We start from the raw sequence: 20,340 nt of genomic DNA on the forward strand, positions 1-20,340 counted from the left end.
CTTTGGCTGACGAAAAATAGGCGATTGTCGATAAAAAAATATGGTTTTGGCTTGTTTGATATGTCCCCACCTTTTGGCAGCAATGTTTTGGTAGCAATGGTAGCGATCTACTTGCTGCTATCTTTATATTTAAAAACCCCAATGCCATGCACTGGGGTTGTTGTGTTGTGATGTTTATTGCATCAGTTTGCTGAGCAATTATTTGTGGTGATTGAATAAGATATTTGGTACTGCCAATTCGTTATATTCGCCTTTTTCATATAAAGCCCCGGCACGACCCACAATCAAGGGGTCAACTGTCCCCACGACTTTAGGGTCTTTATTGTCGTAAGGTAGTTTGCTTAATACATAGCGCATCGCATTCAAACGCGCGCGTTTTTTATCGGTTGACTTGATGACAATCCAAGGCGATTCTGCACTGTCGGTGTTAAAGAACATGGTTTCTTTGGCAAGGGTGTAATCATCCCATTTGTCGAGTGATGCTTTGTCAATGGGTGAGAGTTTCCATTGTTTGAGCGGATGGGCTTCACGCTCGGCAAAACGGCGGCGCTGCTCTTCACGACTGACTGAGAACCAAAATTTGATTAAATGAATACCTGAGCTAATCAGATGTTTTTCAAACTCTGGGACTTGGCGCATAAAGTCATTGTATTGTTCTTCGGTACAAAAACCCATGACACGCTCGACACCAGCACGGTTATACCATGAACGGTCAAATAGCACGATTTCGCCCTTGGTCGGTAGATGCTGGACATAACGCTGGAAGTACCATTGACCGGCTTCTTGCTCGGTGGGTTTTTCCAGGGCGACGACTTTGGCACCGCGCGGGTTTAAGTGTTCCATAAAGCGTTTGATGGTACCGCCTTTACCTGCCGCATCACGACCTTCAAAGATGATGACGATTTTTTGCCCGCTATCTTTGACCCATTTTTGCAGTTTTAATAGTTCAACTTGTAACTCATATTTTTGGGCTTCATAGTTTTTGCGTGACATACGGTTTTTGTAGGGATAACCGCCTTCACGCCAGTTGTCCGCCAATTCGTCGTCTTTATTAATTTTGCTTTGCACGCTAGTGGTTTGGCTGCCAAATAATTTTTTGACTTCGTTGATTTCATCATTGGACATACCATTGATCAGCGCTTGCAAGTGCTCTGCCATTTTCTCGACATTGCCTGTGGTTAGGTCTTTATTCATGATGCTTTCGATGGCGCGCTTTTTGGCATTGGCTTTTTCACTCACCCCTGCTTGCTGCGACTGCTCAAGCAACACTGTGGGGTCGGTCTCATAAGGCTGGTCAATGCGCTCGGTCGCTGGTGTTTTAGTGCTGCGGCGCGCTGGGGTGTTGGTAGCTAGGTTTTTGGTAGGCTGCGATTTTTGGGGCTTCGCTTTATCCGTTTTGGCATTGTCAGTTTTGGCACTGTCAGTTTTGGCATTATTTACCGCTGTGCTATTGGGGGGATTTGCCATGTCTCGCTCCTTAAATTCAATGGTCGGCTGATGGGTTGAAGTAAAGTGTAACAAATTATTTACTATTGACTATAGACCATTTAAACCCAAGCCACAATCGCTTTTTGCCCTATATTCTGGTCATAATTTTCACTTGTAGTCGAGCCAAAAAAGGCGTTTAATAACCTTAGGCATGTAAGTAGATAGGTAAGCGAATCAGTCATCGGGTGAGGATAAACTGGATGACTAAATGTCTTCAAGCTTTAGCACATCATAAGCGGGGGTTTCATACGGGTGTGCCTGTTTTAAGGCTTGCACCACCGCTTTGATGCGCTCCTCTGCAACCACCATCTCGACTCGCCATTCTTCGATTGTTTGTAATTGATTGGTGGTACCAATAAAGGCTTGATTGCCTGCCAATGGCATAAACTGTCCTGTACCCAACACCTGCCAACAGCAATACTGATAATTGCCAATCTGCCCTGCCCCTGCGTCAAACAAGGCTTGCTTTACAGCCTCTAGATAATCGGTCGGTATGTAGGTGGTAAGTTTATACATAGGTTGCCTTATTAATTAAGCCGTTAAGCCCTATCATCATGGTTTTGTATTTGTTTTAATCTAGCTTTAATCTAACATAGTTTTTTTGCAAAAAGCGCGTTGGTTGGCAGTTTTTCGTTGATTATTTTCCCGTTTTAAAAAAATTTACCCTTAAACACGCTATATATTATACAATATTGTATAATATATATTATTGTGAAATACTTAGGTGGCGTATGTTGTTATTTTCTATTGCAGATTATAGTCATCCATTGGTGGGTGGCATGTTGATTGGGCTCTCTGCGGTTATGCTGTGGTGGAGTATTGCCAAGATTGCTGGCATCAGTGGCATTGTTGCCAGTCTCTGGCAGCCAAACTCACCTGATTTTGCTTGGCAATTGGCGTTTTTTGTGGGCTTGCTGGTATCGCCTTGGCTGGTTGGTCAGTTATTTGGCTTGCCAACCATCACGGTATCATCATCGCCTTGGCTGTATGTCATCGCAGGGTTATTGGTCGGTGTGGGCACGCGGATGGGCTCAGGATGTACCAGTGGTCATGGCATTTGTGGCAATGCACGTTTTTCACTGCGCTCACTGCTGGCAACCATTGTCTTTATGTCCGCAGGGTTTGTGACGGTGTTTATCGGTCGTCATTTGTTGTCATTGATTTAATTGAGACGTTAGGGGCATATATCATGCGAAAAGAAATTGTGTTATTGATTAGTGCTATCTGTGGGTTGGTTTTTGGTACGGGTTTGATTGTCAGTGATATGGCAAACCCAAAAACCGTGCAAAGCTTTCTTGACCTTGCAGGTGAGTGGAATCCTGCATTGATGTTTGTGATGGTTGGCGCGCTCATTGTCGCCACCATCGGTTTTAACTTAAGTCGCTTAAAAAAGACCAGTCTATCGGGTGCGCCATTCCCACCGATTCGCCGCGGTATTGATAAGCGCTTGGCGATTGGGTCGATGATATTTGGTATCGGTTGGGGCATCGCTGGTATCTGCCCTGCCCCTGCGGTGGTTCTGATGGGCATGGGTATCTGGCAAGGGGTGGTATTTTTTGTCGCCATGCTAGTAGGTATGGGGATGGTGATAGCGTTTGATAAAACCCAATCTGCTTAGTCATCAGTTTAGTCATCATTAGGGTGAAATAACCGATAAAACCCAGACGCCATGAGCCAACTGGCTAGTTGCTGTGGCGTTTCTGTTTGCCCTTGCCGCACCCAATGAATGTAGGTGTGATACAGCATTCCTGAAGCAAATACCAGATTGTACTCCCCGCTTTTATCCTGATGTGGCGCTGTGATAGCTTGACAAGTCAATGACTGCTTTTTGCGGTATTCAACAAAAATTTTGCTATTGAGCAGCGTATCTAAAATCAGCCCTTCAAAGCCTTGATTGAGCAAAATCTTGGTTGATAACTCAAACTTGCTCAAATAGTCAAACACGCGTACCAAAAACGCATAAAACTCGCCCTCGCTTGCCGCCGTCAAATCGATAAAAGGAAAATCATGCTCAATCTGCGCCAAATAGTCTTTGAGTAACGCAAGTTTGCTATCGTAATTGCGGTAATAGCCCATGCGACTCACGCCCGCCTTTTGGGTCAGCTCGGTGACACTGATATCGGCAAATGGGGTGGACTCCATGAATTTGAGCAGCGCTATGGCGAGCGAACGTCTGACCACGGTGTTGGCATTGCCCATGATATGCGCCTGCTGTCCAAAATCACTCAAGCTCGACTCAATACTCGTACCCGTGGGCGATAGAAGCGGTGTGAAGGTTGGCTTTGGCACGCGTTAATCCTTTCAACTCAATCCTTTACTTAATTTATCAAAACAAAACGAACCCAAATGTCACAGTTGCAGCAGCCTGCTGAAAAATTAGTATACCCTAATCAGGTAGCGGGTGAACTGTTTAGCGCTAAACCGCTGTTATACAAAGACAGATACAGCCAAAAAGTCACTGTAAGGTAGCACGCGGCAGGTCAGCTATAAGGACAACTATTAAGGAAAATAAGGAAAGCGATACATGGAGGGTCAATCATTTGATACGGATTTTTTGGTCATAGGCTCAGGCTTTGGCGGTAGCGTCTCGGCGATGCGACTGACCGAAAAAGGCTATCGCGTGATTATCGCTGAGCAAGGCAAGCATATATCCCCCGAGACCATGCCCAAAACCGTGCGCGATATCAAGCAGTTTTTGTGGTTGCCTGCGCTCAAGTACAAAGGTTTTTTTTCGCTTCAGCTATTTAAGCATGTCATGGTGTTGCATGGGAATGCGGTGGGCGGCGGCTCAATCACTTATGCCAACACCTTATTACAGCCAGAAGACAAAATCTGGCAACAAGGTAGCTGGGCAGGGCTTCACGACTGGGAAGCGGTGATGCCACAACATTATGAGACCGCCAAACGCATGCTAGGCGTGAGCCAAAACAAAAAAGTCGGTAACGCAGATTTGATGCTACAAAAAATGGCAAACATGAGTGGCGTGGGCGATAGTTTTTATCTTACCAATGTGGGCGCCTACTTTAGTGAACATGACACGTATGCTCACCCCTCTGTCAATGGTGACCCGTATTTTGGCGGCGCAGGTCCTAAGCGCAGTCCTTGTATAGGCTGTGGTGGCTGTATGGTGGGCTGCCGTTATGGCGCCAAAAATACCCTAGATAAAAACTACCTGTATTTTGCCCAAAAAAATGGCGCTACCCTGCTCGCTGAAACCAAAGTCACGGATATAGTACCGATAACTGATGATAGCAAATCATCAAGCGACCCTGCCTATCAAAACGGCTCGCAAGGCTATCGGGTGACGCTGCAATCAGCGGATAAAGGTGAGTATCAAATCGCCACCCAACAAATTGTGCTGTCAGCCTCTAGCCTCGGTAGCCAAAAACTGCTGTTTGAGCAGCGCCATAAAGGCAATATGCCCCATATTTCCCCTTATCTTGGCAAGCGTATCTATACCAATGCTGAATCTTTGCTAGGCGTGCGATTTTTGGATGACCAACATGGCGCCATGAGCGATGGCGTGGCTATTGGCTCTGGGATTTATTTGGGTGATGGCACACATATTGAGGCGACGCGTTATCCTGAAGGCTTTAATATTGCGTCCTTTTTGGCGACGTTAAGCAATTATAAAAACGGCAAAAAAATGTCGCTACTGGCTTGGTTATGGTGTTTTATAGTGCAGTTTATCGTCAAGCCCCGTCAAGCGTGGCGTGCATTTCGACCGCATAATATGGCAAAACAAAGCCTTATCTTGCTATGTATGCAAAGCACGCCGTATGCGCTTGAAATGCGCTATCAAAAAAGCCCGTGGTGGCGGGCTTGGTTGGGTAGTCGCTACCAGATGCAAACCTATGGCCCTGCCATCCCCGCCTTTATTCCAGAAGCAAGCGCGTTTGCCGAGCAGATGGCAACCCAAATGGGGGGAGTCGGTTATGGCGTGCTATCGGAAGTATTTTTGAACATCCCGACCACCGCACATTGTATGGGTGGAATTTCGCTAGGCAATTCTGCAGCAGATGGCGTGGTCGATAAGTACCATCGATTGTTTAATTATCAAGGGTTTTATGTCTGCGATGGCGGCAATATCTCGACCAACTTGGGTGTCAACCCAAGCCTCACCATAACAGCGTTGACAGAACATGCCATGAGCCATATTCCGCACAAATCGACCCAGTTACTGCATGCTGCAGATACCACAAGGCAAAACGTGACGCTCGTTCAAAAAGATGCTAGCAAGATACCGGCTTAACTGCTATGTTGAATTAAAGTTTAACTAAATGATTGAGATAATACACATGACACCTCAAGACAACTCGGATGCAACTAATTCGGATGCAACTATCAATACCATGCAGCAGCAGTTCGACATCATGCGGACAGCTAGCCGCCAAGACCAACATGTTGATTGGTCAATTCGCAGTGCGCGGCTAAAAAAATTAGAACAGCTGGTGATGGACAACCAAAGCGAGATTATCACCGCTATTCATGCCGACTTTGGACAGCGCCCAGCGGCTGAAACCACCATGCTTGAACTGTTCCCAACGCTTGAAGCGATTCGTTATACACAAAAGCACGGCAAAGCTTGGTCTGCCAAACAACCGGTCAAAACTGGGATTTGGTTTTTGCCCGCTCGTAGCTATATCCAGCCACAGCCGTTAGGACTCGTAGGCATTATTGCACCTTGGAACTATCCGCTGTATTTGGTGATTGCGCCGCTGGCTGCCGCATTGGTGGCAGGCAATCGTGCGATGCTCAAAGTCTCAGAAGCCTCACCGAATTTTGAGCAGTGGCTGGCTAATGCGTTACCCAAATACTTTGCCGCAGACGAAGTGACCTTGATTACAGGGGGTGTCGAAGTCGCGCAAGCCTTTAGCCGCTTACCATTTGACCATTTATTTTTTACTGGCTCTACCGCAGTGGGCAAACATATCATGAAAGCCGCTGCACAGAATTTGACCCCTGTCACCCTTGAGCTGGGCGGCAAATCCCCTGTCGTGGTGACGCCGAGCGCTGATTTGGCAAAAACTGTCAACCGCGTATGGACAGGCAAAACCATGAACGCAGGGCAAACCTGTATTGCGCCTGATTATGTGTTGATGCAGGCGGATAAAAAACACGCCTTTATCGAACAATCAACCGCATGGCTTGACGCCCACTACCCCAATCTTGCAGACAATCCTGACTATAGCTTTGTCATCAATCCCAAGCAAGCCAGCCGCGTGCAAGGTTATCTTGATGAAGCCAAACAGCGCGGTGCCACCCTCATTCCACTGACCGATTATGAAGTGAATATCGAAACTGGATTTTTCCCGCCGATGATTGTCACCGATTTACCAAGCGATGCTAAATTGCTGACCGAGGAGATTTTTGCCCCCGTATTGCCACTGGTGTCCTACCAAGACTTGGCGCAAGCGGTGGCGTATGTGAATGAGCGTGACCGCCCACTGGCGCTGTATGTGTTTGGCGAGGACAAAACCGACACCGACTACGTGCTCGCGCATACGGTGAGTGGCGGCGCGTGTATTAACGAAACTATTTTTCACATTGCCCAGCAAAATCTGCCGTTTGGTGGTGTCGGGGCATCAGGAATGGGGCGTTACCACGGCAAATATAGCTTTGACACCTTCTCTCATCCAAAAGCGGTGTTTAAACAAAGTCACCTTAACTTCGCGCATTTGCTTCAACCACCGTATGGCAAGACCTTTTGGAACATGATGAAGGTGATTTTAAAAGCCTAGTGATTGCAATGCTTAGAGAAGCTTGTATGGATAACATTGCCTAGATAACCCAGCATAGACGACCTTGCCTAGATAACCTTTACTGTCGCTCTTGTAAATTAGTAACGTCGTATGTGCTAGTTGATTGGTATGTGCTAGTTGATTGGTATGTGCTAGCTCATTGGTAATAGTTGTCGTGCTTTTTGAGCCACCAGTTCATATTATCTTGGCGTTTGGCGCGAAATTGCTCCAATCTTTTGGCAATAGCCGCATTGTGTGCTCGCGCCGTATCAAGCCCAAACACAATCGGCACACTAACAAGCACGCCATAGCGCCATTTTGGGCTAGGCAGTCCCAAGCCATCGCCAATATCATCACCCACTAAAGTCCGTGTGACACTGGCATTGACGCGCTCAACCAGCTGTCCACGTCTGTTATCCTCACCCATAATTTGCGAGGGTAAATCATGCAGCGCTTTGGCGAGAGGTTTACCAAATTCAAAATCTAATTGCTGGGTTGCCAAATAGCTATAAAGCCATGCCCACGCCTCGGTTTCATCTTCAGGAATGCGCGCCAGCTCAATCCCCATCCACCAACTTGCCAGTTGCCATAAGTGCATGATGCCTTGGGACTCTTCGGCGCTGATTCTTGCCCCCAGTAATTTTAGTCCGCGCATAATGAGTAGCGAAAACTGCAAGTGGGTTGCCACCATATCGGTTTGGTTAATGGGCAACCCCCAGTAGCCACTGTCCCAATCATGGCTGCATAATTGTTGTCTTACCAGACCGTGTATCTGACGCACTTGCAGACTTTGCCGCCAACCTTCCGTGCCAATTGCCAATGGGGGTTGCTGGTTGCGGCTAATCGCTGGGTACTCAGACACTGCCAAAATATAGCCATAGGTTCGCATGAGCCTTGGCAATGCATCATGCACTAACGCCCCTGTTTTGATGAGTGGCAATGACAGCGCAGGGATACTATACCCTGCCATTAGCGCGACATTACGCAGTAACCAAATCAGCATTAACGGATAGCGCCGATAGGCAATTGCGCCAATCTCGGCAAGCTTGGCATCATACCAACTTGGATATTGGCAAAACTGCTGATACAGCGTCTCAAACGCGGGCTGTTGCAATAACGCTTTGGCTGCTGATACGTTATTCGTTTGCGCTATCCCTTGCTCATGCAAAATCAATTGCTGCAGGGGTTTGGCAAATTTGATACCGCTGGATAACAGCGCATCGACAGGCTGATCTGCGATACCATACCCCTGCTGCATCTGTTGCAATAAATCCTTTGACACCTCAAAATCACGGGGCAATAAAAATCGTTTGATACGCTGCAACACTTGTAAATCAGCATGGTGGTCAATGTCAGTATTGCGCCCCAGTGTCGGCAAATCGGTTTGGTGAAGCGGGTTCATAGCAGTGATGAATCAGTGATGAATGAATGGATAGCCTAGCGCATTTTGGCAACTAAAAAATACTTATGTGCCAAAAAAATCGAATTTTTTTGTTTAAAAATGTTAGACCTTAAGCGAATGGATGGATTTGACCATAGCTTGTCTGATGGGTTTTAATGACCTGTGGAATAATGATTGGTTGGATAACGAAGAGTTGGGTAATGATGACTAGCATAGCGCTAGTCCATGTCATATGTCACGTTGATAAAACTGTATCATGTCACATTTATCGAACTATTTTGTCGCTGACGCTAAGCCTATTTTTGATTACACTATAGCCAACCTCTCTTGTCTTAACAGTATCAAAATCGAGCTACCCTTTGAAATCACCTAGAATCTTAGAAACGCCACCCAATTGGACCGAAGATGAAAAACCCGCGTTACCCGGTTCCCCGCCGAGTATTGCTCACTCTCGATCAAAAAGTATATTGTACTTTGTCATCGGTGTTTTTATTGCCATTTGTGGTGGCTTGGGCAACGGCATTATTACCGCCAATTTACCGCAAATCCAAGGCGAATATGCGCTGACACCCTCACAAGTGGCTTGGATACCTGCTGTGTATGTGATGGCAAATGTCAGCGCCAACCTGCTGCTGTTTAAAGCGCGTCAACAATTTGGGTTGCGCTGGTTTTCTGAAATATCCCTGCTGATGTTCATGCTGGTGATGTTTATTCATATATTTGTGCAAAACTATCCGATGGCTTTACTGGTGAGGGCGATAGGAGGCTTTGTCGCGGCGCCGTTATCCTCACTCGGGCTTTATTATGTGATGCAAGCCTTTTCCAGTAAGTATCGCCTGCAAGGTTTGTATATTGGCTTTGGGGTCAGTGCATTGGCGATTCCGTTGGCTTGGATAATCTCCCCTTATTTGGTCAATGTGAACGACTGGACTCGGCTTTACACCTTTGAGTTTGGTTTGGCGCTGTGTTGTTTTGCGATGGTGGTCGCCGTCAAGTTGCCACGAAGTTTACGTATCGAAGTGTATGAAAAGAAAGACATTCTCACCTTTTTGTTATTGGCGCCCGGTTTTGGGTTACTGTGTGGGGTGTTGGTACAAGGGCCTATTTTATGGTGGGAAAACTCACCGTTATTGGCGTATATGCTCATTGGCGCGTTGGCGCTGTTGATGTCAGGCTTTTTCTTTGAGCATTACCGCAAAAATCCCTTGATTATGACCCGCTGGCTGGGGAGTTTTGCGTTATGGCGCTTTGTAGTAGGCGCTTTTTTACTGCGTTTGATTATGTCTGAGCAAAGTTATGCGGTGGTGAATTTTTTAAAATCCCAAGGTCTAACGTCCGACCAGTTTGTGGGTTTTTATACGGTCATATTTTTTGGTATGTTGGCAGGTTTGATAGTCAGTGCACTGACCTTTTCACGGGATCATTTGATTCCGCCGATGGTGGTGGCGACTTTGCTCGTAGCGGTTGCCAGTGTGTATGATGCCAATATGCTCACCAGTGACGTGCGACCCCAAAATTTTTATCTCAGTCAATTTGCAGTCGCGTTTGCAGGCTCACTGTTTATGGGTCCATTGGTATTGATGGGATTTGGGCTGACGCTGCGACAAAGCGTTAATCATGTCATCACCTTTATCATATTGTTTGGTGCGACCCAAAACTTTGGCGGGCTGGTAGGCTCGGCTTTTTATAGCACCCTGCAACAGCAGCGCACCCAGTATCATAAACAAAGTATTTTACAGCAAATGCAATCGACAGATGCCACAGTAACCCAGCGGCTTCAACAATACCAAGCAGGGTTTAAACCCGTCATCACCGACAACAATTTGTCACAGCAACAAGCCCAACAAGCCCTCAACCAAATTGTCACACGAGAAGCGCAGATTAAAGCGTATGGCGATATCATTACTGTGAACAGTTACATTGCCACGTTTTTATTTGCTTGGGGTATGATTAATATCGCCCGCAAAAAATACATTGAAAATCGGCAAAAAGTAGCAATTAAGCAAACATAGACTGGATATGCTAGAGAGTCTAACAAGGCGACCTAATTAGATAACTGTTTTTAGATAAGTGTTTTTTTAAATAACAGTTTAATGATAAATTGAATGACCAATAAAATTTAATCATCAATAAAATGCTTACGGAAAACCTAACTCATGAGTAGTGAAGCAAAAACCCAAAATGATGCGCCAGCTGATGACAGCGATGACAAACCCGCACAGGCGCCTGAAAAGATTATTAAGCCTAGGCCGCTTACCTTAATTATCATGTTATTGGTTTTTTTGCTCGGTGTTGGGGTGATTTTATGGGCATGGCATTTGGGTCCGTTTAATACGCCACTGCAACAAACCGAAAACAGTTATGTCAAAGGCAATATCACCCTATTGTCGGCACAAATTAATGGTTATATCGAAAAAGTCTACGTCAGTGATTTTGAGGACGTCAAACAAGGTCAGCCGTTAGTTAAAGTCAGCAGTGCTAACTACTCACAGCAAGTAGTACAAGCCGAGTCAGGACTGGAACAAGCGACCACCAATTTAGCCAACCAACAACAAATCATCGAGCAGCGCAAAGCCGATGTCAAAGCCGCGCAGGCAAAAGTAGCACAAGTTAAAACCCAGTTAGAATTGTCTATCCAACAGCTTAAACGACTTGAATCCTTGGTCGGCGTTGGCGCCGTGTCACAAAATGAAGTCGATACTGCCAAAGCGGCAGTAAAAAACAATGAAGCACTGTTGAGCCAAGCAATCACCAGTGTCGATGTCGCCCGCGAAGGTCAAAAGACCGCAGAAGTAGCAAAGATTGGTTTGGTGGCACAGATTAAAAGCGCCAATGCACAGCTAAATCAAGCCAATACCAACCAAGAGTATGGCTTAATCACCGCCCCGACCTCAGGTAAATTAGGGCAAATCAATATCCGTACCGGTCAGCTGGTGACGCAAGGCACACAGTTGGTTTACCTCATCCCAAAATCGATGTGGGTCATTGCCAATTTTAAAGAAACCCAAATTGATAAAATGAAAATCGGGCAAAAAGCGTGGTTTACTGTGGATGCCCTAGGCAAACAAAAATTTACGGGGGTAGTCAAAAGCATCTCCCCCGCAACAGGGTCAGAATTTAGTGTCATTAAAACCGACAATGCCACCGGGAATTTTACCAAAGTGGTACAGCGCATTTCTGTACGCATTGACATCGATGGCAACCAAGGTCGTCTGAATGAATTGATGCCAGGCATGTCGGTAGTGGCAACGGTAGATACGTCAAGTTAGCAAATTAACCCTTTTTTATTCTCCTCTACCAAACGCAATTTAGTCAGATAGGCTTAAAAAATCTTTCGCTAAATAAGCTGGGTTAGGATATTGATAGAACCCCTCACCCGTGGCTTCACCCAGTTTGTTAGTATCGACCAGTTCTGCTTTGAGCTTTTCAGCGGGCTGCTGCAAAGAGGGGTCCATTTTTGCCAGTTCATTAAAGATGTTGTAGTTGGTTTTCATGCCATTTTTATCCAAAATCGCCATCGGTCCAAAGGGTGAACCCGTGGCTATCATCCACGTTTTATCAATGGTTGCGGCATCGGCAACGCCGTTTGCCCACAGTTTTAACCCCGCTACCAATAACGGAATCAATAAGCTATCAAGCACATAGCCCGATTGTTCTTTTTTTACCGCTATCGGTAACATGGCAATGGCTTTGGCAAATTCGATGACGTCAGCATAGACTTGTGGGTCGCAGCTTGCTGCCGCCATCAACTCCACCGTATTACGGATATGGATGTGATTGGCAAAATGCAGCATCAAGAATTTTTCTGGACGGTTAGTAAAGGTCGATAACACGCTTGGCAATAGCGTCGATGAGTTACTGGCAAACACGGTTTTGGCAGGGGCGGCGGCTGAGGCTTTGCTATAAAAATCTTTTTTGATGTCTAAGCTTTCTGGCACCGCTTCAATCAATAGGTCTGCATCTTTTAACGCCTCATGCAAGTCCGTGGTGTAAGCCAAATTTTTGCTAGCTGCTGTCACTTGGGCATCGGTTTCACCTAGGTCATGCTGATGCTGATTGGCAAGGTCGGTAAAGCGAGCTTTCGCCTTAGCAATCGCGTCATCGTTAATGTCATAAATAGTCACGTTAAACCCATGAAACGCACATTGCACCGCAATTTGGTTGCCCAATACGCCACTACCTGCCACGGTAATATTTTTATAGGGTACTTTGGATAAATCCGCTTTAGGTGGTTTTAAAAAGTCAGGATTTTTAAAGGCGGGATTGGGGTATTGATAAAATCCTTCGCCCGTTGGCACACCCAGTTTATGTTGCTCGATATACTCTTTTTTAAGCATATCGACGACCGCTTGGTCTTGTTGTTTGCCCTTAGCTACAGCAAGCTTGTAAATATTGTAAGGGGTAGTCAGCCCCAGCATATCATAAAAAGCAAATGGTCCCATCGGCGAGCCTGTGCCAAGCATCCAAGTTTTGTCGATGGTTTGAATGTCAGCAATACCTTGGATATACAGCTGCATCCCTGCATTTAACCAAGGATTGAGTAGTGAATTTAGTACATAGCCCGAGGTTTCTTTGTTGACGATAATAGGCAACATACCGATTTGTTTGGCAAACGCAGTCACCGCATCAAATACATTAGGGTCAGTATCGGCATGCGACATAATTTCGGCAAGATTGCGCTTCCAAATCTCATTGGCAAAGTGCATCATTAAAAACTTAGCAGGACGGTCGGTAAATTTGACCAAATCACTGGGCAACATGGTAGATGAGTTACTGACAAATACGGTTTTCTCGGGTGCGGCTGCTGAGGCTTTGCTATAAAAATCTTTTTTGATGGCGACATCTTCGGGCACCGCTTCAATCAACAAATCGGCGTCTTTTAAGGCGGCGCTTAAGTCTGAGCTATAACGCAAGTTTTGTTCAGCCTGTTTGGCTTGTTCGCTTGTTTCGCCCAAATCAGCCTGATGACGTTTGGCGATATCGGCAAATTTGGTTTTGGCTTTATTGAGCACCTCGTCATTGATATCATACACAACGACTTTAAAACCATGAAACGCCGCTTGTACGGCGATTTGATAGCCTAGAACACCACTGCCTGCGACTGTGATATGGGTAAAATTAACAAGAGAATTCGACTCTGACATACAATACTCCTAGATTAACAGGCAAATACGCAACTTTATTTTTGGTATTATCGTATTTGCTGTCGACTATTTTTGATTAGATTAAAAGAAAAAAACCGTTAGCATGTTCAAACACTAACGGTTTTTGATTTATTTATGGAGATTGAGTTTTTCACCCAATTGATGAAATTTTTGGTTTATTTCATCACGAAATGCGTCCAATTTTGACGAATGGTCAGCTTTGCGTTGTTCACGCCATACTTGTTGCAAGTGTTTAACCGACTGGTCATGTGCTTCTTTAGCTGCGATTATTTCACTTTGTACATGAGCTACGTCAAAGCGTTGGCTATGCGTGTTATACTGCGCAAAAAAGTCGTTGAGTGGTTGCTCGTTTTGCTCTTGAACCAACGTTAAAATCGCCACTTCACCGTCTTTTAGATTTTGGGCAACGTATTCAAGTAACGATGATTGACCAAAAGATGCTGCCGCACCGACATCACTACCGAGTACCATACCCAGTGAGCCGCCGATTAACAAACCTGCAGGTCCGCCCAATACGCCAAGCAATGCACCAAACAGACCGCCCATAACCGCCCCACCACTAATTTGTTCGCCTTGGTCTAGGCTATCGACCGTTGTGATCACACTGTTTTCTTTTTTAATGAGTAACGCTTGCGCAATCAAGGTTTCAGCGTTGCTTTTGTAAGCTTTAAGCTCGGTAAAGGCTTTGTAGGCTTCAGTTGATACATCAAAAATAGTGACTAAAATATTTTGTTGTGCTTTCATGGCTGTTATCCTTATTTTTTTAATTAGGTTTTTTTAATTAAAGGTTATAAAAATCTTTATCAAATGCCTGTTTTAGGTTGGTTGGCTCGGCACGTTTTTTATGATTTAAACGATGGCGCGTGGTCGAGGCGGTTTGATAGGCACGCAGTCGCGCATGTTGCAAATTACCAATTGGACGGTTGGCTTCAATACAGCGAAACGGGGTAAATGACAAATGCTCCATAATGTCAAAGTTGCCGTCATCCGGTACATCTTGGCAAGGGATGGTAAGTTTTGCTACTGTCACAAATGGCGCGTCTTTTTCATCCCATTCTTTGGTCAAGTCATTGATGGGTTGGTCTTTTAAGTTACGGCACAGCTGGATTTGCACATCAAACTCATAATCATGCTCACGGATTTCTTGTAAAATCAAAGGACGAATCGCCTCGTTAGTAGCGTTTACATCAAGATCACGGCGTTTGATTTTGGCTTGTGAAGCTTTGGTCGGGGCGACACGGATTTTTGCCATATAGTCGCCATGACGCACTGCCCCTTGTGAGTAAAAACTGTATAACAAGGTATTTTGCGGTTTGATGGTTTTAAATTTACTAAAAGCCCTAAAAGTCTTGAGGGATTCTTTGGATGGCAGTTTTTTGCCATATTGGGTAATCCAATCAAAGGCAAACTTGGCTTGACCTTTCGCACCTTTGGCAAAATAATCATTTAATTGTAAAAATAGCCGTGAAATATAACTATAGTCTTGGATAGTATTACAAAAGAAAATAGGAAAATTAATCAGATTGTAGTCAAAGTTTGGGCTATCTGGCTCATCTGGCAGTAATTTGTCGCCTTTGACACCAAAGACTTTAATCGCCAACCCTTGAGAAAGCCCCAACTTGTTGTCGGCAGCCACACGAGATGAGCCGTTAGAAAAACGAATCACCGCTTCATGGCGAGCGGGTTTGGCATAGATACCTTGGGCGTATTCTTTGGGCAGTTTTGGTAAAATCTCAAAGTTGGCTTTTAACGCACAGTAGCCTTTGGCATGGGCATCTCGGGTGTGATAGTTGATTTTGCTAACCGTGTCTGATTTGCCGATATAGTCACGAATATCTGCGGTGATTTGGTCGATGGCTTTTTCATCGGCGCTAGTAAGCTGGTCGATGGCTGGGTCAAACTTGGCATAACGACGACCGAATAATTTATTTAACATGATGATTGTCCTTTGTTATTTTTATCAGGTTAGGTGTACTAAAAGCTCCTAACCTTTTTTTATTTAGATTTACTCTAATATGAATTTTCGTTAAGCTCACTCATCCATTTGAGTGCCGACAAGCTCGGTACAAAAAGATATTCACCGCCTTGTAGGGTATTAAATTGCAAAATATTGGTATGACGCTTACGAATTGGCTCATCGGGTACGGTGAACACATCGCTATCAGCGTCACTACCTGCGTGTACGCCTAGCATTGGGTCACGTTCTTCCCCAAGGTTCATAAAGTTGCCGTCATTAATCCATTGGCTTTGCAAAAACTCAAGCGTGTCCATGGCATGGGCGTTGATACCGATAAAAAATAACCCCCGCTCTTGACCATCGTCTTGGGTCACGTTGGGCGGCACGATATCGCCATACGATACACTACGGCGGATGATACGGTGAAGACGCACATCGCTTAGAATAAAATCTTTGGTATTGCGGGGGTTCATACGGCGAGCATGGGCACCAAACGGGCAGCCTTTGCCATAGGGATCGTCCGTGTAGTCAAATTTATTGTTTGCTACATTGTCTTTGCCGAGGGCTTCATCATCATGGTCTGGGCTTAGGGTGATGGGGGCACCCGAACGCCAGCGACCAAACATTTTTGCCCCCAATTTATCGGCTTTAGCTGGGTCATTGTCGCTTTGTTCAAGGCAATAGCGGTGAAAGTCAGCGACATTACTGCGGTATTTTCGCAGTACCATAAACGAACCGTTTTTTCCCAATACTTCAGGCTGTGGCATGGGAGGTACCACGCCCGCTTCACCTTTATAACCTAACACAAATTCACCCGCCGCAATCGGACGTTCGGTGTTATTTTCAAGGCTGATACCACTGCCATCAACTTCTGGGTTACTGATGCCATCGCGATAACCAAACACGTTTTTGACGTCACCATCTACGCCAAAATCATGTTCCACTAAGATTTCGATCGCGTTACGGCTGGTATCTAGATAAGGGGCAAACGTCTGTTTAAGTTCGGCAAGTTTGGCTTGCCATTTTTCTTGGCTATTGGCAATCACCGCGCCGCAAATATGAATATCGCCTTTATCACCAAATGGCGCAAGCCAGTTGCTAGGGTCATTATCGCCTTTGTCACCCAAGATATCGGAGCGGCCTGCCATACCTGCTTTGAAATTTTCTGGGAAAGAATCAAGCGAGCTTTGCGGTAAGCCTAAAGCTTTTAGCCCCTTATACGTCATCACAATGGTCAAATTGGCATCCATATCTTTTTGGAAATTTTTTGAGCCTGTGACGTTTGGTAATACCGCTTTTAGTAATTCACGACCCGCGTTGCTGTCATTGACTTTTAGCGCGACAAGCGTGCCGTAGTAAGGCGCAGGGCGGTCATGCAAAATAATAGCTTGAATATCCTCAAGCTCCATCGTGGCGATATTGGGATAGATAGCGTTCGTTGCCCGTGTCATGACGCTGTGCAGCTGCGTGCCGATTTTTTGTTTCGCTTCGTGTACCCGTTCTTTGACACTGCCTTTTTCAGCGGGTGTATCGCTGTGTTCAAGTTTGTCTTTAACGGCCTCTATACCATGCTCGATACCATCTTGTAGATGGGTTTTTAATTTGCCAAGTAGGCTTTCATTCGCTGGGTTGTCGTTATTCATGGTCGTTCCTAGCAGAGAATCTTAAAAATTTGATGCTGAAAGCTTGTTCACCATACACCACGCTAAATATCGCTTGCTTATGGTAAAATCACTGAACAAATCGCTTTTGTATCGAAATTTTAACCTAAAGCTTGCCCGTTCAGAGTACGGTTAGAATAGTACGATAAACGTGATATGGTGAATACAGGTTCTAAGTCGGCTTATTGGGCTTGTTCAATGGCTTTATTAATGCCACGCACGATTTTGTCATTACGCGCAATATCACGAACCGTCAGATGAGGCACACCCACATACCAACCGGTAGCGGTAATCTGATGGTCAAGGATGAATTGCTTAACCGTCGGGCTTTTAATCCCAGGCCAACCCTCTACATTGCCAAAAATCAAGTCCATGAGTTCTGGAATTTTGGTAGCAAAGTCATTAATGTAAGCATCCCAGTCGCCATCATAGGCGGTACAAAACAGGAGCTTAGTATCATTGTCTAAAAACACCAACCGCAAATCATGCAAGGTGCCTACATTGGTCGCCCCTGCAAGATTGCCTTTGGTGATTTCTAAAATTCGCTTGATACGAGCTGCCCCATCTTTGGTTAAGGGAGCGATGGCGGTGAGTTCAGACACTTTGCCTGATTTTAAGCCCTTTTCACCGGCACTGGTGACAGAATGGTCATAGCCATCATTAGCGCCCTCTTTGAAGTTTGCCATGAGCATTTGTGCTTTCAATGCCACATCATCTAATAAAGAAAGTTTTTCGTTGTTTTCAGTTGTCATGTTTTATTGCCCTTATAGTTAGTTGATCATTAATTGACGTGCATGATTTAAATTTATTTATCCCATTGTTTTATTATTTAAGATTTAAATCTTTTTCATTATATAAGCCGTAAAAAGTAAAAAGCGCTAAATTAACTTTTATCACCCATAAAATTACAAAACTAAACTATTGATTAAAAAATGACATACTAGAGACCGTAAAACTAACAGTGTTGGCTTAAAAAATTTTCATTACTATCAATAGGTTATTCACATCCCGAATATAACCTAGCTATAGAGAATTCATCTTTCCTGCTTTGTATTTGCTAAAAACAGTGGGGATTGGATAGGTCAAATAAGTAGGTATAAGACAAGCTTTAGCAAAGTAGCTTATTGGCATGAGCTGGTATAATCTCACGGTATAACTGACTCTCACTTTTAAAAAAAAGGTCTATCAGTTAAAAGATTTATCAGTTAAAAGGTTTATCATGGCTAGGATGGATTCCGCGTACTCTGTCGGATAATAGATATAGATAGGTATAGACGAGACGCAAAACGTGCCTTAGTTAGCACGTTTTATCACAAGCATTTAAGACGCCTTTAATATGTCTTTAAAATAAATTTAAGAGGCAATAGCGTGTTTGGGTATGGCAGTAGCGGGTGTTTTTGGGGTTGCAGTGTCGCTGGTTTGTTGCGGGGGTGCATAGTTGTTAGCGACAATTTCACCGAACGGTCCTGTCAAATTTGGCTTGACCAAGCTGTTTTGGGTGTCAATCGGTAATAATGGGAAAACCAATTCAGCAAACCGATAGGCTTCTTCCAAGTGTGGATAACCTGAGAAAATAAAGTTATCAATGCCCAAATCGGCATACTCTTGAATACGCGCGGCAACGGTTTGTGGGTCGCCCACCAGTGCCGTGCCTGCGCCACCACGCACCAGTCCAATCCCTGCCCATAAGTTGGGCGAAATTTCTAAGTTATCACGGCGACCGCCATGCAAGGCTGCCATACGTTGTTGTCCCACCGAGTCCATTTGGGCAAATTTGGCTTGGGCGGCGGCAATGGTGTCGTCAGTGACATGACTTAATAATTCATCAGCGGCTTGCCAAGCGGCTTCATTGGTTTCACGCACAATCACGTGCAGACGAATCCCATAGCTTAACGTGCGACCTTTGGCAGCGGCTTTGGTTTTAAGCTGCTCAATCTTCTCTTTGACGGCAGCAGGCGGCTCACCCCAGGTCAAATAACTGTCAACCTGTTCGGCAGCCAGTGTTTGCGCCGCCTCAGATGAACCGCCAAACCACAAGGGCGGATACGGCTGTTGTAGAGGGGGATATAGCAATTTGGCATCTTCGACTTGCAAGCGTTCACCGTTAAAGGTAAAGGATTCGCCTGTGTGCGAGCGGGTTAAAATCTCTCGCCAAATCGTGGTGTATTCACTGGCTGTCTGATAACGCGTCGCGTGGTCTTCAAAGATGCCATCGCCTTTAAGCTCTTGTTCGTCGCCGCCTGTGACCAGATTAAGCAGCAATCGACCATTTGATAATCGATCAAAGGTGCCTGTCATACGAGCGGCAAGCGCGGGTGTCGTCACCCCAGGGCGTAATGCCACCAAAAACTTTAAGCGAGTGGTCGCATCAATGAGACTAGCAGCGACCAACCAAGGGTCTTCACATGAGCGACCTGTCGGAATCAACACGCCTTCATAGCCAAGGTTATCGGCTGCCACTGCAATTTGCTTCATATAAGTATGGTCAACGGTTCTTGCCCCTTTACTTGTACCTAAATAACGACTGTCGCCATGTGTCGGTATAAACCAAAAAATTTTCATCGTAACCCCTGCTTGTAAGCTCAAAAATTGATTAAGATAACTCGCCTTTTGTCATGGGCGGTTTATCGGTAGCCATAAGCTTAAAGCAAATATCGCGCAATAAAAAATAACAAAAACTGCTTTGGTTAGCACAAAAAATACTTAATAATTTTGCTGCTAACCCTATCAATTTAATCGCTAAAGCAGTGACATAAAAAAAGCTTTACAGTTTTCACCATAAAGCGTTTTATCGTCAAATGAATTGATATCAACATCAGATAAACAAGCCCAAATCTTAAAAATAGCACAGCAAGCGAGACAACAAGCGAATTTGACGCGTATTACATCGGATGTAGCAGATGATAAGTTTTGCCAACTTGCTTAT

At 45.1% G+C, this 20,340-nt stretch carries 16 protein-coding genes; 6 read left to right on the top strand and 10 right to left on the bottom strand.

The genetic code is table 11. The features are described from left to right. Nucleotides 1–198 precede the first annotated feature (198 nt). Together ppk2 and RTS10_RS05085 are read right to left on the bottom strand one after the other, a co-directional pair. Nucleotides 199–1,125: a polyphosphate kinase 2 gene (gene ppk2 / locus RTS10_RS05080; RefSeq protein ID WP_409455585.1), complete on the bottom strand. Its 927-nt coding sequence runs from the start codon at nt 1,123–1,125 to the stop codon at nt 199–201. Nucleotides 1,126–1,692: 567 nt separating this feature from the next. Next, nucleotides 1,693–2,004, bottom strand: a complete 312-nt coding sequence (locus tag RTS10_RS05085) for a YqfO family protein (protein WP_312539489.1) — start codon at nt 2,002–2,004, stop codon at nt 1,693–1,695. 215 nt (nt 2,005–2,219) lie between these two features. Here RTS10_RS05085 and RTS10_RS05090 point away from each other — a divergent pair, with 215 nt between their 5' ends. Next, entirely contained in the window at nt 2,220–2,654 is a 435-nt protein-coding gene (locus RTS10_RS05090; RefSeq protein WP_312539490.1) for a YeeE/YedE family protein, read from the top strand. 23 nt (nt 2,655–2,677) lie between these two features. After that, complete coding sequence (locus RTS10_RS05095; protein ID WP_312539491.1) at nt 2,678–3,106, top strand: DUF6691 family protein; 429 nt, start codon at nt 2,678–2,680, stop codon at nt 3,104–3,106. Between the two features lie 8 nt (nt 3,107–3,114). Here RTS10_RS05095 and RTS10_RS05100 read toward each other — a convergent pair whose 3' ends face one another. Beyond that, nucleotides 3,115–3,777, bottom strand: a complete 663-nt coding sequence (locus tag RTS10_RS05100; protein WP_312522396.1) for a TetR/AcrR family transcriptional regulator — start codon at nt 3,775–3,777, stop codon at nt 3,115–3,117. A 235-nt stretch (nt 3,778–4,012) separates the two neighbouring features. Here RTS10_RS05100 and RTS10_RS05105 point away from each other — a divergent pair, with 235 nt between their 5' ends. Both RTS10_RS05105 and RTS10_RS05110 read left to right on the top strand, forming a co-directional pair. Next, a complete protein-coding gene (locus RTS10_RS05105) occupies nt 4,013–5,740 on the top strand; it encodes a GMC oxidoreductase (RefSeq protein ID WP_312539492.1) in 1,728 nt (575 codons plus the stop codon). 46 nt (nt 5,741–5,786) lie between these two features. Beyond that, entirely contained in the window at nt 5,787–7,229 is a 1,443-nt protein-coding gene (locus RTS10_RS05110; protein WP_312539493.1) for a coniferyl aldehyde dehydrogenase, read from the top strand. Nucleotides 7,230–7,386: 157 nt separating this feature from the next. Here the strand turns inward: RTS10_RS05110 and RTS10_RS05115 are convergent, their stop codons facing one another. Continuing rightward, nucleotides 7,387–8,631, bottom strand: coding sequence for an oxygenase MpaB family protein (locus RTS10_RS05115; RefSeq protein WP_312539494.1), 1,245 nt, complete (start codon nt 8,629–8,631; stop codon nt 7,387–7,389). Nucleotides 8,632–8,990: 359 nt separating this feature from the next. Between RTS10_RS05115 and RTS10_RS05120 the strand changes: the two genes are divergently transcribed. Both RTS10_RS05120 and RTS10_RS05125 read left to right on the top strand, forming a co-directional pair. Further along, a complete protein-coding gene (locus tag RTS10_RS05120) occupies nt 8,991–10,643 on the top strand; it encodes an MFS transporter (RefSeq protein ID WP_312539495.1) in 1,653 nt (550 codons plus the stop codon). A 144-nt stretch (nt 10,644–10,787) separates the two neighbouring features. Beyond that, a complete protein-coding gene (locus RTS10_RS05125) occupies nt 10,788–11,900 on the top strand; it encodes an HlyD family secretion protein (RefSeq protein WP_312539497.1) in 1,113 nt (370 codons plus the stop codon). A 39-nt stretch (nt 11,901–11,939) separates the two neighbouring features. On the opposite strand, the gene RTS10_RS05130 is transcribed toward RTS10_RS05125, so the two are convergent. From RTS10_RS05130 to ssuD, 6 genes are all read right to left on the bottom strand, one after another. Continuing rightward, the gene (locus RTS10_RS05130) at nt 11,940–13,775 is read right to left on the bottom strand and encodes a 3-hydroxyacyl-CoA dehydrogenase (RefSeq protein ID WP_312539498.1); all 1,836 of its coding nucleotides are present in this window, start codon (nt 13,773–13,775) and stop codon (nt 11,940–11,942) included. Between the two features lie 129 nt (nt 13,776–13,904). Further along, a complete protein-coding gene (locus RTS10_RS05135; protein WP_159374158.1) occupies nt 13,905–14,540 on the bottom strand; it encodes a DUF1269 domain-containing protein in 636 nt (211 codons plus the stop codon). Nucleotides 14,541–14,577: 37 nt separating this feature from the next. Then, the gene (locus RTS10_RS05140) at nt 14,578–15,732 is read right to left on the bottom strand and encodes a catalase family protein (RefSeq protein WP_312539500.1); all 1,155 of its coding nucleotides are present in this window, start codon (nt 15,730–15,732) and stop codon (nt 14,578–14,580) included. 74 nt (nt 15,733–15,806) lie between these two features. Next, a complete protein-coding gene (locus RTS10_RS05145) occupies nt 15,807–17,396 on the bottom strand; it encodes a Dyp-type peroxidase (RefSeq protein WP_005233314.1) in 1,590 nt (529 codons plus the stop codon). Between the two features lie 200 nt (nt 17,397–17,596). Next, nucleotides 17,597–18,166 (bottom strand): hypothetical protein, encoded by a 570-nt coding sequence (locus tag RTS10_RS05150; RefSeq protein WP_007117067.1) that lies wholly within the window; start codon nt 18,164–18,166, stop codon nt 17,597–17,599. 601 nt (nt 18,167–18,767) lie between these two features. After that, nucleotides 18,768–19,976 carry an FMNH2-dependent alkanesulfonate monooxygenase gene (ssuD, locus tag RTS10_RS05155; RefSeq protein WP_312539502.1) on the bottom strand — a complete coding sequence of 403 codons (1,209 nt, stop codon included), beginning with the start codon at nt 19,974–19,976 and terminating at the stop codon, nt 18,768–18,770. Nucleotides 19,977–20,340 lie beyond the last annotated feature (364 nt).

The organism is Moraxella sp. CTOTU47616, from assembly GCF_032017465.1.
GTDB classification, from domain to species: Bacteria; Pseudomonadota; Gammaproteobacteria; order Pseudomonadales; family Moraxellaceae; genus Faucicola; species Faucicola tetraodonis.